This window comes from Salinisphaera sp. RV14, from assembly GCF_052044135.1.
GTDB lineage: Bacteria > Pseudomonadota > Gammaproteobacteria > Nevskiales > Salinisphaeraceae > Salinisphaera.
Window position 1 is genome coordinate 1 of the sequence record NZ_JBQDYF010000034.1, and the last position, 16,741, is coordinate 16,741.

Genomic DNA, 16,741 nt, shown 5'->3' on the forward strand with positions numbered 1-16,741 from the left:
GCCACACCACCACCGAGATGCTATTCCGCGTCTATTCCCGTTACGTCCCCAATCTCACGCGACGCGATGGCAGCGCCTTCGACCGTTTCGTAACGAACGCGATCAATGGCGGGATGGAAAAGGAGGAGCGGTCATGACCTCCATCGCTTGTCTTGCCACCCAGTCCGGGGCAGTGGTGTCCGGGCTCTTCCGGCTCATATCCGTCAAACGCTCCCCAAACACTCAGCGCGCCGACCAAGCGCGTGTCACCATCGCCGATGCCACAGGTTTCGCGATCTGCGACGTGTCGCTCAGTGACGAGGGCTTTCTAAGCCTGACCGATATCCGAACACGCTTCGTGCAAGTCGAAGGTCGCGTTCTCATGACGCCAAGCGACGTCGTCCATATCGATACACATCGTATCGAAAAGGTCGCGCTGGCCGATAGCCCGAGCTGGCATCTTCTATCGCGTACATGGGTACCCGCAGAGAGTACAGCGGCATTTGATCGGCTGACCGCGCTACTGGATCGTTTGACCGATCCTCATGTTCGCGCGCTCGCCCATCGGCTCTTCATATCGCAGGAGATCGCCGAACCGTTTCTGTGTGTTCCCGCGAGCCGTTCGCACCACCACGCCGGTATCGGGGGATTGCTCATACACAGCGTCGAATGCGCCGAGATGGCCGAATCGCTGTCGCGGTACGTCTTGCCAACCCATGAACGCGATCTCGCCGTGATGGGCGCGTTGCTGCACGACCTGGCCAAAATCCGGATCATGAAATCCGGCCAGGTCGGCCGCCACGCCATCTACGGCGTGACCCAGGAAGCACTGAACCTTGAGGTGCTGGCTCCATTCCTGAAACGCCTCGATCGCGAATGGCCCGAGGGCGGGGCAGGGCTCCGAGAGATCCTAGGTGTCCAGTCCCGCCAACAACTGGTTTGGCGGATAAAAGAATGGCTGGGGATCTCGCGTCCACTCGGCGGTGATGAACTCGACCGGGGTTTTCCCTTTCAAGGTTTTGAGTTTTTTGGCGTAGTTGTAAGCCGCCAAAAACGTTTGTAGGTGGCCCTGCAGTTCGTCGAGACTGGCGTAGTGATAGCGCTTGATGGTGGCGGCCTTGAGCGTCCGATTCATGCGCTCGACCTGGCCGTTGGTCCACGGATGATTCGGCCGGGTCAGCCGGTGCTCGATGCCATGCGCCCCACAGCGCTGATCGAAGCGTGATCGACGATTCAGCGGCTTGTTCGGATCGCGATAACGCGCCGAGTCGGTGAATTGAATGCCGTAGTACTTGCGGAAGCCAACTTATAAACGGCAGCCATCGCCTGTAGAGAGATCCTTGTGTGTACCAACAACCGCAAGGAGGTCTCCGATGACTGCCGCAACTCAGATTAGCTCAGAACAAATCTTCGTCGCGATCGATATCGCCAAGCGCTACCACGATGTGCTCGTTCGGTGGCCCGACGGTCGTGAAAAGGCCTTCAAGCTGCCGAACACGCGTGTCGAACACGATTCGCTTTGCCGGTTCCTGCTCGATCAAGGCATGCCAGTCATCGCTGCACTGGAACCCACGGCGGATTTCCATCGGCCGATCGCCTATTGTTTGGCCGAAGCGGGTATCACGGTTCATTTGGCGTCTTCACTGGGGTGTGCCCGTGTACGCGAGGCCCTGTATACCTCGTGGGATAAGCACGATCGCAAGGATGCCAAAGTGCTTCTGTATATGCTCGCGCATGGCATGACTCAGCCGTTTCACGATCCGCTGCGCGAAGGCTACTTCGATATCCAGGAGATCTCGAACACCTATCATCAGATTGCGCTGGCCCGGTCACGCTGCCAGCACAGTCTGGTGAACCATTATCTGACGCTGTATTTCCCGGAGATGGAGCGCTATCTCCATACTTCGCGGGCAGTGTGGTTCTGCCGATTCCTCCTGACGTTTCCAACGCCGAGCCGCATTACCTCACTGGATTGCGATGCGTTTATCGCAGCAGCCTGGGATATCGTCGGTCGCAAGGTGGCCAAGGCGCAGTTTCTGCACGGTCTATATGAAACCGCCCAGTCCAGCATGGGCTTGCCGATACCCCAGGACTCGCCTGCACTGGATACGTTTAAGCTGCAGCTACAGCGCTATCTCACGCTGACCGAGCAACGCCAGAAACTGGAATCCTTTGCTGCGACACACCTCAAAGACAATGCAGACTTTGCGCGATTGCAAACGTTGCCGGGCGTCGGCCCGATCATTGCCCTGATGATCCTGGCCGAAAGCGGCGATCTCAAACGCTTTCGGCATCATCGCCAGTACCTGAAGTTCTGCGGCTTTAATCTGGCGGCCTCGCAGAGCGGTAACAGCAGCAGCAAGTATCGATTGGCCAAGCGCGGCAACGCGCGACTGCGATATGCCTATTGGCTGGCCGCCACCATCGCCGTGCGCATGCGTGAAAACAGCTTCCGGGCGAAGTACGAGCGCTATATCCAGGCCGATCCCACCAGCGGCGATCTCAAGCGCAAGGCATTGACCGCCACGGCGGTCAAGATGGCGCGTGTCGCGCATGCGCTCGTCAAGCAGGACGCCGATTATCGAGGGTATTATGAGTTGTCCATTCCTGGCGGCGGGACGCCTCTCAGCTGGCCGTAGGGCCGAAAGGACCCCGTAGATAATGGTCGCGCCCGCCCGTCAGGATCTCATGAGCCTCTGTTAAGCCACGTCGGGCCGAGTCCGCTCGGACCCCTGTCACTATGGTTAGCCTACGATCCGGCTAACGACGGGCCGCCAGGTATTTCCCTCGCCTGAGCCAAGCGCTATGCTGCTTGGGCAAGGGTCTCTTTGGCCTGTCGTCGGTTATCAAGCGCAGGTAGTCCGTTGTCCGTTAACACCGTATGGATGCGATACGGCAATACATCGATCACATGATCCAGAAAAGCGGCCGCGGTCCGGCGATTGGCCTGGGACTCAAGGCGCGCGACGACGAACTTCGACGTGCGATCGATGGCCACAAACAGATGATGTCGGCCCTGTTCGGTGCGGACCTCGGCAATGTCGATGTGCACATAACCGATGGGATAGGCTTTGAACGGCTTTTTGGGCGGGGTGCTGGCGCCAGGATCGGGCAGACGCGAGATGCCATGGCGCTGAAACAGCCGATGCAGACTGGAACGGCTCAGATGCGGGATGCTGTCCTGCAGGGCGTACAGACAATCGTCCAGCGGCAGCTGGGTGTGTCGACGAAAGATCAGACAGGCGGCTTCTTCCTCGCGTGACAACGAGGTCGAGCGGGGCTGCTTCGGCCCCATCGGGCTATCCTCGACCTGCGCCCTGTGGCGCCATTTCAGCACGGTTTTCACGTTGATCCCGTATTGCCGTGCAAGCTGCGAGGCCGAAGCTGTCGATCGCTGTATTGCTGCTCGCGTGGCGTGCGTGGTCGTGGCGCGTCCGTGAAGTATTTGGCCCATAAGATCGCTTTGAACTCTGGCGTTAACGTTGAACCATCATACAGCGGGACCAAACAGCTAGACGGAGTCTAAGCCGTACTCACGGCGATTGCTGCCGCTGCGAGCAGGCGCGGGGAGTCGATCGGGTTCGGTACGGCTCGCCCGCGCCGTTCGATGCGCCGCAGGCACTACATGCCGTGCTTGATACCGCGCTTGATCAACCACCAGTTCGCCGGATAGGCCGTTGCAAAGCCGATGATCATGGCGATCTGCATCATGAACCAGAACGTCGCCGACGCCACGTGGGGTTCTTCTGGCAGCAGCACCTTAAACGCCAACGCGATGAAGCCGAACATGCCGATCTCGAACGATACGAGCGAGAGGGTGTCGGCTTTAATGGCATTGATGAACGCTTTGAAGGGGTTGGATTCGCCCATGCTCATCATCGGCAGCATCTGAAAGGCGATGCCAAATAGATAAGCGGCGACAAATTCACCCGCGAAATGGCCGAGTAGCAGCGAGCCAGCCACGGTGAAACCAACGATTGAGACGATCGGTGCCGCGATGGAATCGCCAAGCACGCAACCCCCAGCACAGTGCGTAACGCCAACGAGCACGCTCTGGGGAAATGGCTTATCCGTATGACCGCCGGCTTCTGCGTCAGGTCGGCCGAGTTTCTTGTAGATCCACCAGCCGAACACCGGTGTGAACAGGCCATTGACAGGCCAGGTCACGTTCATGATCTGCATCGGCTGGGGATGACGTATCACGTCGCGCAGAATCGCCAGCCCGGTTGCAACGCCCAATAGCACGAAGATCCAAGCAATGATTTCAAGTACTCCCATAGCTCACTCCTTTGTTGTAAATCGGCTGGTACTGCTGCTCAGGCGTTGACAGCGCATAAGCCGAAGAGTAAATTTTCAGCGACATCCTAGCCCACCCCACCTGGGGTGGTGCAATCAGTGGAGACCCTGATGACCAAGCTGAAAATCGAAGGCATGAGCTGCCAGCACTGTGTCAAAAGCGTCGACGAGGCACTTTCGGAAGTGCCCGGTGTGGATCGCGTCGTTGCTGTTCGCCTGGACGAGGGCGAAGCCGAAGTCGAAGGCTCAGCCGACCCGAACGCTCTGATCGCGGCCGTCGAGGAAGAGGGCTACGACGCCCGCGTCGTGCAATGAGCGATATCGAGCCGGATGAAAACCGTCTGGCTCTGGATCCGGCTGTGCGTGACGACGCGCGCAGCCGGCTCCGGTCCATCCGGGGCCATGTCGAGGGTCTTTTGCGCATGCTCGAACGCGACGACGTCTACTGCGTGGACGCGCTCAAGCAGATCAAGGCCGTCAACGGCGCGCTCGCCAAGACCGGCGACATGATTCTGCGCTGCCATTTGAAACACCACGTGGTCACGGCCCATGAACGCGGCGATGATGAAGCGATCGTGGCCGAGCTCATGGATATTCTGAAATACCGCTAACGCGGAGGAGGCCGATATGGCCCAGGATACGATCCGGGAGATCGATTTCGGCGTCGATGGCATGATGTGCGGCGCCTGCGTGGCCCGCGTGGAGAAGAAACTCAACAAGGTCGAAGGCGTCCAGGACGCTTCGGTCAATCTGGCGACCGGGCGTGCGAAGGTCTCGCTCGATACCAGTGTCAACGATGCTTGCGCTCTGTTCGATTCGGTGGCCTCGGCCGGCTACGAGGCGCACACCGAAACGCTCGAGTTCAAGGTCGACGGCATGACCTGTGGCGCCTGCGTGGCACGCGTCGAGAAAAAACTGGGCAAGCTCGACGGCGTGGTCCAGGCCAGCGTGAATTTGACGACCGAACGCGCACGCGTGGCCTATGTGCCCGGCCTTGTGGATCAGACGCGGCTGTTCGAGAGCGTCGAGAAAGCCGGCTATACCGCGGTCGCGCTCGAAGACGAGAATCGCGACGCCGATGCATCGCAGAGCGAAGCCGACCGGCTCAAGAAAGCGCTGATCGTGGCGGCGGCGTTCACGATTCCGCTGTTCGCGATCGCCATGCTGCATAGCGTTCCGTCCATCGCGAGTGCGATGGACCGGCTGGTGCCGGCACGCGCCTGGACCATCATGGAGTTGGTGCTGGCGGTCCCGGTCCAGTTCTACGCGGGCTGGCGCTTCTATACGCTTGGCTGGGGCGAAATGAAGCATTTCGCTCCCGGCATGAACAGCCTGGTGATGCTGGGCTCCAATGCAGCGTTCTTCTATTCGCTGATCGCCCTGATTGTGCCCCAGATCTTTCCCAGCGGCACGGCGCATACCTATTTCGATGCCGCCGGCATGATCGTCACGCTCATCCTGCTGGGCCGTTATCTCGAAGCGGTGGCCAAAGGGCGCACCTCCCAGGCCGTGCAAGGTCTGATGAAGCTGCAGTCCAAGACCGCCCGCGTGAAACGCGACGGTGAATGGACCGAGGTTGATCTCGATCAGGTCGCCAAGGGCGATATCGTGTCCGTGCGGCCCGGCGAACGCGTGCCGGTCGACGGCACGGTGCGCTCGGGCGAAAGCTATATTGACGAGTCCATGATCTCCGGCGAGCCGGTGCCGGTCGCGAAACAGGCAGACGACGAGGTTGTCGGCGGCACCGTGAATCAGAACGGCACGCTCGAGCTCGAGGCGACCAGCGTCGGCGGCGACACCGTCTTGTCCCAGATTATCCGCATGGTCGAGGAGGCCCAGGCCGAAAAACCGGCGATCCAGGCGATAGCCGACAAGATCGCCGGCGTGTTCGTGCCGATCGTGATGGCCGTGTCGGCGGCCACGTTCGCCGGCTGGCTGATCTTCGGCCCGTCGCCCGCGCTCGCGTTGGCGTTTGTCGCCGCGGTCTCGGTGCTGCTGATCGCCTGCCCCTGCGCCATGGGTCTGGCCACGCCGACCGCCATCATGGTCGGCACCGGCAAGGGCGCGTCGATGGGCGTGCTGTTCCGTCGCGGTACCGCGCTGGAGCAACTGGCGGCTGTCGATACCGTGGTGCTCGACAAGACCGGCACGCTGACCGAAGGTGCTCCGGCGCTCACCGATCTGGAAACCACGAACGGTTTCGATCGGGCCGAGGTATTGGCCAAGGTCGCCGCCGTGGAAGCCACCAGCGAACATCCGGTCGCGACGGCGATCGTCAAGGCGGCCCGCAGTGAGGACATCGGATTGTCCGAGGCGAGCCAGTTCCAGGCCCACACGGGTTACGGCGTGGAAGCCACGGTCGACGGACATCAGGTCCGGATCGGGGCCGCGCGCTACATGGACAGCCTGGGCATCGAGACGTCGTCGCTGGCGGATCGATCCGACGCGCTGGCGCGGGCGGCCAAGACACCGCTATTCGCCGCCATCGACGGGCAGTTGGCGGCCCTGATCGCCGTGGCCGATCCGGCGCGTGGCGAAGCCAAGCGTATGGTCAAGGCGCTGCACGCGATGGATTTGTCGGTGGCGATGCTGACCGGTGATAACGAAGCGACAGCCCATGCCATCGCGGAAGAACTAGGTATCGACACCGTGGTTGCCGGCGTCATGCCGGACGGCAAATCCGACGAGATCAAGCGGCTCCAGGGCGAGAACCAGTCGGTCGCGTTCGTCGGCGACGGCATCAACGATGCCCCAGCGCTGACCCAGGCCGATGTGGGCATCGCCGTGGGCAGCGGCACGGATATCGCCATCGAATCGGGCGACGTCGTGTTGATGCGGGCGGACTTGTCGGGCGTGGTCAACGCGATCGCCTTGTCGCGGCGTACCATGCGTACCATCCGCATGAATTTCGGCTGGGCCTATGGTTACAACGTGCTGCTGATCCCGCTGGCGGCCGGTGCACTGTTCCCGTTCACGGGCTGGCTGCTCAACCCCATGATCGCCGCCGGGGCGATGAGTATTTCCAGCATCTTCGTGCTTACGAATTCGCTTCGGCTCAAGCGTTTCAAGGCGGCATTGGAGCCAAGTCGGAAATTGTCGCCGGATGATGCCGAGACCGGAACAACTGTTGACGAAACACACTACAACGAAGCGGCTTAAATCAGTCCCCGGGTTTGCCCCGGGGACGTTCTAATGCGATCGGGCGGGTCGAATCGACGTATGTCGGAGTTTCCCTCCCCCCGGGTTGTTGGTCACTCCGATTGACCGGCCTACTATGTGTCGGTCCGGCCGCGCCACATGCGTTTCAGGACATCATCTTTGCGTACAAAGTGATGATACAGCGAGCCGCCGATGTGGACGCCGAGCGCGATCAAGACGAGCCACCAGCCCGTAAATGCATGCGCTGTCCCGAGCGTCGCGCCGACTTGTTCACCGAGCGTGATGAAAGCCGGAATCGAAAACAGCCCGAAAAACGGTATGGACTGGCCGTGTGACGTGACCATCAAAATTCCGAAAATAGGCTGGGCGATAACGATCATATAGATCACGACATGGACGACGCGCGCCAACATTCGTTGCCATGCAGGGTCCGACTGTAGCGAGGGCTTGGGCTGCGTCAGCCGCCACGCAATCAGGATCAAGCCGAACATCAGAATCAGCACCCCAACGGATTTATGGAGCATCATCACCGTCTCATGCAGGCTGGCGGCCTGATGTTCATGGTGATGGTGCTCGTCCCCGTGCTCGGGAGCGATCCATGTAAAAACAAAGACCAGCGAAAACTGCGCGATGATCAGAAGCGCCAGCAGCCAGTGCAAGAATCGGCTAACGAGGCCGTAATGTGTTGTTGAGTCTTTCATGATGCCCCCTTCGGGTTTTGATCGAGGTATGGCGGTCGGATAGTTGGCGCCGGCATGGCCGCTTTCATCAGTGATGATGGGTACAGTGGGACTGGGCGTTGGCTTGCCTGGACAGAGCCCAGAGCCCGAGCCCGACACCGATAAAAATCAGATTCAGCCAGAATGTGTAATCCAGGCTGAAGAATTCCATCGATCCGACGTCGACCGCGCTTGAATCGGGCGCCCAACCGCCGACGGAGAAAATGAGGTCGACGACGAAGCCGGTCACCGCCATGGCGATATACAGAATGGCGCCTAGAATCGCTGCGAGTCGGGTGCCGTAGTATTGGCGATAGACCAGCAACATCGGGATGACGATCAAATCGCCGTAGATGAAGGCCAGCGCGCCGCCGAACGAGATACCGCCGTTGAACAAAGCGGCGGCCAAGGGCACGTTTCCGACCGAACACACAAAGCTCACCACAGCGACCAGCGGCCCGACGAGTGCGTTTTCGATCATCTGCAATAGGCTGACATCGCCCCCGTGGCCCCCGGATAGAAACAGCGCCTGCCAGAACGCGTCGGGTACCCAGACCACCATCGCGCCGGCGACGATCACGCCGATGGCGATATCCTTCCAGATCATCGACCAGTCCATCATGAAATTGGCGGCCGCCTGGCGCCAACCATCAAGGCTGAGCGGGCTCGGGACAGCGACATCCTCGTCCGTATCATCGTCAGTCTGGGCCTCACGTACGTGATCGAATGCCCTCACCGGCCCGACGAGCTTCATGAGAAGCGCCATAACGATGATTAGCAGCACGCCGCCCGCAAATTCAGCGACCACGAACTGCCAGCCCATCAACGACCACAATACGAAGCCCAGCTCGATCACGAGATTAGTCGCCGCGATCATGAAGGCAATCGAGGCCGTGATATGAGCGCCGCGCATGAATACGCTGCGGCTCATGGCGGCCGCAGCGTATGAGCAGGACGATGAGATGGCGCCGAAAAAACCCGCTCGGAAAAGCGAAGCCGCACTGTCGTCCCCCATGACCTGCACCATGCGGCGTTTGGGAACGAACGCTTGGACGGCGCCCGAGATCGCAAAGCCGAGCACCAGCGCCCACAGGATTTTCCAGAACATGCCGGCGATCGTATAGAGCGTATCGCCGAGGATCGGAACGAAAGTCATATTTGTCATCCGGTGATGATTTTAGGCCGCGGAATTTGCGTGGTTCGGTTAACGACGTATCAGACGGATGCGGTGATGGGCTTGGGCCAACGGTAAACGGCCATGAAAGTGAAAAAGATCAGGGCGTAAATCGCGGCGTTGCCAAACATGTTGCCGGTCATGCCGGTTTGGCCAAGGGCTGTATATGGTGCGCCGAACCCTTCGGCCGTCGACCATATCACCAGCGAATAGATGCCGCCGATCGGTAGCAGCCATCGCATCAGCTTGCCGGTGATGAGACTCCAGGCGAGCACCGTTTCAAGAAGCGCAGCCAGCACGCCAACCAGAACGGGGCCCACAAAGCTGATAACGTTGATCCACATCTGGTCGTAAGTTGCCACCCAGCCTGGTAGGGCATCTTGAGCCGCTGTCAGATAGGCGACCATATGGGTTAGATAGTAAGGGTGCCATTTGAACAGTGCGTCCCAGGCCCACAAAAAACCGAATGCCAGGCGCATCGCATGGATCCACAGACGGGCGTGCTCCTGCGCCACGGCATTGTTGTTCGCTGGCGCGGCCTGGCTCAGGCGCCAGCAGGCGAACGTCAAGATAAACAGGATCAGATAAGGCGGCGCGATCCCCGGATCGGTCTGGCCGGCGGCGGTATTGAAACCGCCGGTATGGGAAACGCCGACCCACATCACGATCAGATACACAACGCCCAACCAGAGAGCAGCGCGCATGCCGCGACCCGAAAGCAGTGCAACCGCCATGATGAGATCCAGCAAAAAAACACCGTTGCCGATCACGCGAACGGGCCAGGAGCCGAAAGACAGGCCCATGAATTGCGCAATTGCGTGTTTATTTGCGCTGGCCGAGGCCGTCCACGCGTTGAACAGCCAGATCAGCCCGAACACAATCCGTAGGCCGTAAAAAGTCAGTTGTTGCGACGCCGTGACTCGCGCTGGAATGTCGTGCGGCGCTCGAAGATCGAAATCCAGCCAGCGGTAGACTGCCTCGGTTACTTTTGACATCTCAGACTCCAGGGTTTTGAGATTGGATTTGAGGGTCGAATATCGAAAAATGGCAACTCGGGGTCGGGTGGAATGACGTCGACGAACCCGAGTGATGCACAAGACCACCGTCGGTACGCGTTCGGACAACGTCATCAATCAGCAACGCGGTGGTGTCGCGATGCCTGCTAATACCAAGCACTCAGGCCCACCACAAAGGCTGTCGAGGAGCTTGTCCCGCCGTCCGCCCGAGCCATTTTGGCGGTGTCGCCGTATTTCTTGTCCCAGCGCACACCGATATACGGTACGAATTCACGCACGATCTGATACTTGAGCCGAAGGCCGAGCGAGGTGCTCTGCAGACCTCCGCCCAAGCCGTAATTGGCATCGCGCGCGCCGAGATTTATTTCAGCTCGCGGCGCTAGGCGAAGGCGCTGGGTAATCAACGGCTCGTACTGAAATTCGCCGCGAAAGCTGGGTACGCCGTCCTGGCTGACGTAGAACGAGGCTTCGGTATCGATATACAGGGGGGACAGGCCCTGCAGTTTGACCATGCCGAACGCGCGATCCTTACCGGGGTAGATATCGTAGCGTGCACCGATCAGCGCATTCCAGAACGGAGTGATCGCGCGTCCGTAGTCAGCCTCGAACGAGGTCGAATCCGGCGAGCCGCCGGTGGTTGCGCCTTCGCCTTCGGTTTTCCACCAGAAACGGTTGATATCGCCGCCGATCCAGCCTTGACCTTCCCAGAGATAGCTGTCGGGCGCATTACCGGTGCCGTATTCGAGACGGTTGATACTGCTGTACTTGTGGAGGGCATTATCACGGATGGGGGGCGCCCAGTTCGCCGGCGCGCCGCTGGATGCGTTTTCGGCGCCCTTGGGCACAACGCTGTTCGGATTGGCCTTGCCGGGCGGCGCGTCGGCCAGCGCCGGTGCGGCCGCGCTGGCCATGACAAACGCCAACCCGACTATCAGGATTTGATGCATCACCTTAGGCATGATCGATCTCCGAGGCCGGGGCGACACGCACGACGCGGAACATGCCGGCCTCCATGTGGTAGAGCAGATGACAATGGAAGGCCCAGCGGCCCGGTTCATCGGCAGTGACCAGCAACGATACCCGCGAGCCGGGCAGGACACTGATGGTGTGTTTATAGGGCCGATGATTGCCCTGGTGATTTTCCAGCTCCATGAACATGCCGTGGAGATGGATCGGATGCTCCATCATGGTGTCGTTGACCAGTATCAGCCGGATGCGATCACCGTAGGGGAAGTCGATCGGCTTGGCCTGTGAATACTCGCGGCCGTCGAACGACCACATGTAGCGGTACATGTTGCCGGTGAGATGCACTTCGATGGTTTTCGAGGGCTCGCGTTTATCCGGCGGTACCGAGACATTGCGCAGTTGGCTGTAAGTCAGGACACGATGATCGACGTCGGCCAAGCCAGTCGGCCGGTCGGCCAGCCGATAGCGCTCGGCCTGAGCCACGGTAATATTGCCCGGGCCGTGCTTGTCAGGGCCATGCCGGGCGATCACCGGGCCCGAGTTGCCCATGCCCATATGCGACAAATCATCGGCAACGGGGTTTGTGGCACGATTGATCGCTTGAGAGTGCTGCATGCCTGCCATGCCGCCCATAGCGGTGATCTGCGCCCCGCCGTGGTGTCGCGGCATCGACATGTTCTGACCCGACTCGTCGTTCATCGCCATGCCCTGCATCGGCATGCCCATATCGACCATCGTACGAGTCGGGGGCGTGCGCAGCGCCGGCACGGTCGCGCTCATGCCCGGCCGTGGCGCCAGCGTGCCGCGGGTATAGCCTGAGCGGTCCATCGATTCGGCCATGATCGTATAGGCGTTGTCGGGTGCCGGTTGGACGATCACGTCATACGTTTCGGCCACCGCGATCTGGAACTCGTCGGTGTCGACCGGCTCGATGTTCTGGCCGTCGGCCGCGACCACAGTCATCGGCAGGCCGGGGATACGGACATTGAAATAGGTCATCGAAGAGGCGTTGATGACTCTCAGCTTGATGCGCTCACCCGCGTTGAACAGCCCGGTCCAATTGGCGGTTGGATGCTGGCCGTTCATCAGATAGGTATAAGTGTGCCCGGTGACATCGGCGATATCGCGCGGGCTCATGCGCATCTTGTTCCAGGCCAGGCGCGATTTTATGGTTTGGGTCAGCCCCTGTTGTTCGACTTCGTCGACCAAGTCGACCAGCGTGCGCTGGTTGAAGTTGTAGTAGTCGCTGGATTCCTTGAGCTTGGCGAACAGTCGCGCGGGATCCTCGAACGTCCAGTCGGTCAGTACCAACACGTATTCGCGGTCGGCTGGATTGGCCTCGGGTTCGGCCGGGTGAATCACGATCGGCCCGAGCTGGCCGACCTGCTCCTGAAAGCCGGCGTGACTGTGATACCAGTAAGTGCCGTGCTGACGCACCGGGAAATAAGCCTCGAATGTATCGCCGGCGGCAACGCCCGGAAATGACACGCCCGGAACACCGTCCAATTCGAATGGCAGCAGTAGCCCGTGCCAATGGATTGATGTCAGATCGTCCTTTAAATGGTTATGTACCCGAAGCCGCGCGTTGTGCCCCTGCCAGAGTTCCAGCAGGGGGCCGGGCACGCCGTGATTGACGGTGTTGGCCGTTGCTCGCCCTCCGGCGATAGCGATCGACTCCGAACGAATATGAAAATCCCGAGTCACGGATCGCGGGGGGCCACCTTGAACGCGCGCGGCCTCACCGGCTCGGCGCATGGCATCCGCCCGCGAGACGCCGGGCAAAAACATATCAAGGCCGGCCAACATGCCGCCGGCGGCCATCGCTTGGAGAACTCTCCGGCGCTGCGTATTCGTTTGCTGATCGTGCATGCGTGGCGGGCCAGCGTCGATCTCGGAGCCGTTACGACGCGCTTCGCCATAGCTCTTACGTTTTTTCAAAATCTTCTCCGTATTCGAAGTAAAAGACGACCCACGGGTATCGGTCAGGGGAGTAGGGCTCGATACCCGAGGGCCGAATCGCGATGACGCCGTGGATTCGGTGTCACCGCTGACACCCCGGTAACAGGGGGCACTACCGGGATGAGCCGGTGCCGGTGTGGGCGATTGATAGTCGCTTATAGCTCGCAAGACGAGCTGCTGGAAAAGGCTTGCAGTGACCGATTCGACGCCGAAACGCGACTGGCAATGCTTCGACATATGCCAGGTCCTGTGACGAGGAACCGCCCCGGCGTGATCGCAGCCGATGCCACTCGGAACACGGAGCGCCCGGCTCGATAGGTGATCCAGTTTTCAATGTGCGGCGCGGCCAACGACGTGTCTGACTTGGATCCGAGTGGGTGTTGCCAAGCGGAGCCAGGACGTCGCGCACGGTCAAGCTGGACCGCTTGGCCAAGGAAGGGAAACAGGTCATGAGGGTCGCCTTTCATGTAGCGACTCGCGGTTGCTATTGGCCACGGCCTTACGACCAGACCATCCCGCGAACCGGTCGTTACGACCGATTCATTGCGGTAACAATCACAAGACGCCTAGATTTAACCGGATGACAACGTCACAGACGTCGCCGAGCGTCAGTTAAATAGCGAAAGACGGGGGGCGATAAGGGAGCCGTACAAAGCCAGGCTCCAGACGCGACGTCATCCTCGCGAGCGGGTAGACGGGATGCGGGCTAGGCATGTCGGAGGCGAGCGCATCGCTTGCCAAAGCGCTAGAAGCACAGCTCCCGATCACATCGCAACAACACATGTCGTGCCGAGGCGGCTGATCCGGTTGCGAAGCTTGACCGTGAGTGGCAGACAGCGCGCTGTGCGGCGACTTGCCCGCCGGGCTGTGCAGACACGATATCCCTTGAACACCGGCCTGAGCGACCAGCGCTTGCATTACAAGCAGGAATATCGCGATAACGCGCAGCATTTCTTTAAAGTATCTGAGCCGAACGAGAAACACAATAATTATTAGCGAAATCGGCTCTATCCTGACGCAATTGAAGCCATGAGCCTGACGCCCAGTCAGAGTGTACTTCTATCTGACAAAAGGAAACAGATGACGCCCTCATCGAATGATTTCTTGTTCCGAGCGAAACAACGGACAACGCCCTCCGCCGCGTTGTCGCTATCGTGGCTCTCGCCAATCTGGCTTACTTCGGCGTGGAATTTGTCGTGGCCCAGCGCATCGGCTCCGTATCGCTTTTCGCCGACAGCGTTGACTTCCTGGAAGACACCATCGTGAACTTCCCGATCGTCGTCGCGCTTGGCTGGTCCGTTCGCAATCTGGCCGGCGTCGGCATGGCACTCGCGGCGATTTTACTGATCCCGACCATGGCTCTGCTCTGGACCGCGTGGCAGAAATTCAATACGCCGTCACCACCTGCACCGTGGTTGCTGTCCATCACCGGTCTCTGAGCTTTGACCGTAAACGTGGGCTGCGCGCTTTTACTCGTCCGATTTCGTCACCATAGCGGCAGTCTTACCCGCGCCGCTTTTCTATCAGCTCGCAACGACGCGTTCGCGAACATTGCGATCATGATCGCGGGCCTCATCACGCTGGTATGGCGCTCCGGCTGGCCCGATTTGATCGTCGGGGCTCGGTATCGCTTTCATGAACGCCGATGCCGCCAGGGCCATCTGGGGCGGCGCACGCAAAGAATGTGCGTCGGTCGACGTTTGATCGCCTCTGCTTCATTCGGAGGGCCATAAACGACCAGCTAAGGCCCAGGCCGCCAACGCAATGACGCCGAGCACCAGCAACGTCGGGCGCGGTCCAACCGCCGAACCCAGCACGCCAGCCAGCGGATAGCCAACCAGCCAGCAGGCATGAGACAACGCAAATTGGGCCGAAAACACGCCCGGACGGTTTGTACTGTCGCTGGCCGCAGTCAACAGGCGCCCGACCGGTGTCTGGATCAGACCCAAGCCGATACCTAGCACGAACCAGACGGCAAGCAAGCCGGCAAAACCCGGCAACCAGAGGCCGCCGATCAGCAATGCCAGGCCGAGCAACAGGCCGCCGGCGAGCATCGCGGAGCGTTCGGAATGACGATCCAGCCAGCGCGGTAGCCATAACGCAGCGAGCATCGAGCCCGCGCCCGAGGCCATGAAGGCCTGCGCGACCCGCACATCGCCACCGCCCAGCGTGTGGCGCACATAGACCACGGTATTGACGATAATCATGGCCCCGGCGGCTGCCACCCCGGCATATAGCGCCAAAACCCCGCGCAGCCTGCGGTTGCCCAGGTATCGACGGACGCCCGCCGATACCCGCTGCCAGACATTGATTGATCCCGTTTCGTCGGCAACGGCCGGTAGGGCGGTCGTCACGACCAGCGCTGCAGAACCCAGAAAGGCGAGTCCGTTGAGCATGAACAACTGGTTATAGGACACGAGGAACAAAAGTGCGGTGGCCAGCGCCGGACTGAGCAGATTCTCCAGCTCGTAAGCCAGGCGCGACAGCGACAACGCGCGCGTGTATTGGGCGTCATCCGGCACCACTTCGGGAATCGTGGCCTGGAAGATGGGTGTAAAGCCCGCCGAGCAGGCGTTTAGCAGAAAGATCAGCAGATAGATCTGCCATACCGCTGTCACCCAGGGCAGACACAAGACAAACCCGGCCCGCAGTAGGTCTAGCGTCACCAGCAGCGTCTTACGCGGCAAGCGTTGGGCATAGCCGCCAACCACCGGGGCGATCCCGACATAAGCGACCATCTTGCACGCAAATGCGATGCCTAATACGCGTCCTGCGTTGCCGCCGGCCAGGTCGTAGGCCAGCAGCGCCAACGCGATCGTGGTCAGACCGGTGCCGATCAGCGCCGAGATTTGCGCGGCAAACAAATGCCGATAGACGCGGTTACGCCATAGGGCACCGATGGGCTTCGTCGTCATGATTCAGTGCTCGAGTGATAATATAGGGGGCTATACTATCTGAGTGAACCACGGCGAGAAACCAAAGTGCATACGATCCGCGAGAAACAGAAGCTATTAAACCGAGTGCGGCGTATTCGGGGCCAGATGGAAGCGGTTGAGCGGGCGCTCGAAGAAGAAAAAGAATGCGGCGACATCATGCAGCGAATCGCCGGCGTGCGCGGTGCCCTCAATGGCCTGATGGCCGAAGTGCTCGAAGATCATATCCACGAGCACGTGGCCGCCGAGGCACTGGCGGCCGAGCAACGGTCCGAAGGCGCGGCCGAACTCATTGATGTCGTCCGTGCTTATCTGAAGTAACACCGGAGTTCGTCATGGCCGTCCAGAAAACACCCCCGCATCAGCGATTGGCTGATGCCGCCCAGGCGAGAACGGTCGCGCCGGACGCCTCGCATCATCACGATCATGAACCGCACGACCATCATCATGGCGATCACGATCACGATCACGATCACGATCACGATCATGGGCATGGGCATGGGCATGGGCATGGGCATGGGCATGGGCATGGGCATGGGC

The 16,741-nt window shown here is 60.2% G+C and carries 13 protein-coding genes and 4 pseudogenes; 8 read left to right on the forward strand and 9 right to left on the reverse strand.

What is annotated here, in order from left to right:
- Positions 1-137, forward strand: a pseudogene (locus ACS8Y6_RS18020) (integrase); the annotation flags it as partial.
- 224 nt (positions 138-361) lie between these two features.
- Entirely contained in the window at positions 362-1,042 is a 681-nt protein-coding gene (locus tag ACS8Y6_RS18025; protein ID WP_440851720.1) for an HD domain-containing protein, read from the forward strand.
- Here ACS8Y6_RS18025 and ACS8Y6_RS18030 read toward each other — a convergent pair.
- A pseudogene (locus tag ACS8Y6_RS18030) lies at positions 1,028-1,261 on the reverse strand (integrase core domain-containing protein); the annotation flags it as partial. The gene ACS8Y6_RS18025 and the pseudogene ACS8Y6_RS18030 sit on opposite strands and share 15 nt — an antisense overlap.
- A 91-nt stretch (positions 1,262-1,352) precedes the next feature.
- On the opposite strand from ACS8Y6_RS18030, the gene ACS8Y6_RS18035 reads away from it, so the two are divergent.
- Positions 1,353-2,618, forward strand: coding sequence for an IS110 family transposase (locus ACS8Y6_RS18035; protein WP_440851715.1), 1,266 nt, complete (start codon positions 1,353-1,355; stop codon positions 2,616-2,618).
- A 218-nt stretch (positions 2,619-2,836) separates the two neighbouring features.
- On the opposite strand, the pseudogene ACS8Y6_RS18040 reads toward ACS8Y6_RS18035, so the two are convergent.
- Both ACS8Y6_RS18040 and ACS8Y6_RS18045 read right to left on the reverse strand, forming a co-directional pair.
- Positions 2,837-3,433 (reverse strand): annotated as a pseudogene (locus ACS8Y6_RS18040) (IS481 family transposase); the annotation flags it as partial.
- A gap of 167 nt (positions 3,434-3,600) precedes the next feature.
- Complete coding sequence (locus tag ACS8Y6_RS18045) at positions 3,601-4,257, reverse strand: DUF4396 domain-containing protein (RefSeq protein ID WP_440851716.1); 657 nt, start codon at positions 4,255-4,257, stop codon at positions 3,601-3,603.
- A 129-nt stretch (positions 4,258-4,386) separates the two neighbouring features.
- Between ACS8Y6_RS18045 and ACS8Y6_RS18050 the strand changes: the two genes are divergently transcribed.
- From ACS8Y6_RS18050 to ACS8Y6_RS18060, 3 genes are read left to right on the forward strand one after another with little or no spacing between them, the layout of a single operon-like run.
- Entirely contained in the window at positions 4,387-4,590 is a 204-nt protein-coding gene (locus ACS8Y6_RS18050; protein WP_440851717.1) for a CopZ family metallochaperone, read from the forward strand.
- On the forward strand, positions 4,587-4,886 hold the full coding sequence (locus tag ACS8Y6_RS18055; protein ID WP_440851718.1) for a metal-sensitive transcriptional regulator: 300 nt from the start codon (positions 4,587-4,589) through the stop codon (positions 4,884-4,886). The genes ACS8Y6_RS18050 and ACS8Y6_RS18055 overlap by 4 nt, the downstream gene beginning before the upstream one ends.
- Before the next feature lie 16 nt (positions 4,887-4,902).
- Positions 4,903-7,434 (forward strand): heavy metal translocating P-type ATPase, encoded by a 2,532-nt coding sequence (locus tag ACS8Y6_RS18060; RefSeq protein WP_440856209.1) that lies wholly within the window; start codon positions 4,903-4,905, stop codon positions 7,432-7,434.
- Between the two features lie 113 nt (positions 7,435-7,547).
- Here the strand turns inward: ACS8Y6_RS18060 and ACS8Y6_RS18065 are convergent, their stop codons facing one another.
- The 5 genes from ACS8Y6_RS18065 to ACS8Y6_RS18085 all read right to left on the reverse strand — a co-directional run bounded on the left by ACS8Y6_RS18065 (position 7,548) and on the right by ACS8Y6_RS18085 (position 13,178).
- Positions 7,548-8,135 carry a cytochrome b gene (locus ACS8Y6_RS18065; RefSeq protein ID WP_440856210.1) on the reverse strand — a complete coding sequence of 196 codons (588 nt, stop codon included), beginning with the start codon at positions 8,133-8,135 and terminating at the stop codon, positions 7,548-7,550.
- Between the two features lie 67 nt (positions 8,136-8,202).
- Positions 8,203-9,309: a permease gene (locus tag ACS8Y6_RS18070; RefSeq protein ID WP_440856211.1), complete on the reverse strand. Its 1,107-nt coding sequence runs from the start codon at positions 9,307-9,309 to the stop codon at positions 8,203-8,205.
- A 59-nt stretch (positions 9,310-9,368) separates the two neighbouring features.
- Positions 9,369-10,322, reverse strand: coding sequence for a hypothetical protein (locus tag ACS8Y6_RS18075; protein WP_051883522.1), 954 nt, complete (start codon positions 10,320-10,322; stop codon positions 9,369-9,371).
- A gap of 167 nt (positions 10,323-10,489) precedes the next feature.
- The gene (locus ACS8Y6_RS18080) at positions 10,490-11,254 is read right to left on the reverse strand and encodes a copper resistance protein B (protein WP_440856212.1); all 765 of its coding nucleotides are present in this window, start codon (positions 11,252-11,254) and stop codon (positions 10,490-10,492) included.
- 40 nt (positions 11,255-11,294) lie between these two features.
- A complete protein-coding gene (locus tag ACS8Y6_RS18085; RefSeq protein WP_440856213.1) occupies positions 11,295-13,178 on the reverse strand; it encodes a copper resistance system multicopper oxidase in 1,884 nt (627 codons plus the stop codon).
- A gap of 1,241 nt (positions 13,179-14,419) precedes the next feature.
- Between ACS8Y6_RS18085 and ACS8Y6_RS18090 the strand changes: the two are divergent.
- A pseudogene (locus ACS8Y6_RS18090) lies at positions 14,420-14,972 on the forward strand (cation transporter).
- Between the two features lie 11 nt (positions 14,973-14,983).
- On the opposite strand, the gene ACS8Y6_RS18095 reads toward ACS8Y6_RS18090, so the two are convergent.
- Positions 14,984-16,183, reverse strand: coding sequence for an MFS transporter (locus tag ACS8Y6_RS18095; RefSeq protein ID WP_440851589.1), 1,200 nt, complete (start codon positions 16,181-16,183; stop codon positions 14,984-14,986).
- A 66-nt stretch (positions 16,184-16,249) separates the two neighbouring features.
- On the opposite strand from ACS8Y6_RS18095, the gene ACS8Y6_RS18100 reads away from it, so the two are divergent.
- Complete coding sequence (locus ACS8Y6_RS18100) at positions 16,250-16,522, forward strand: metal/formaldehyde-sensitive transcriptional repressor (protein ID WP_440851588.1); 273 nt, start codon at positions 16,250-16,252, stop codon at positions 16,520-16,522.
- Positions 16,523-16,741: the final 219 nt, after the last annotated feature.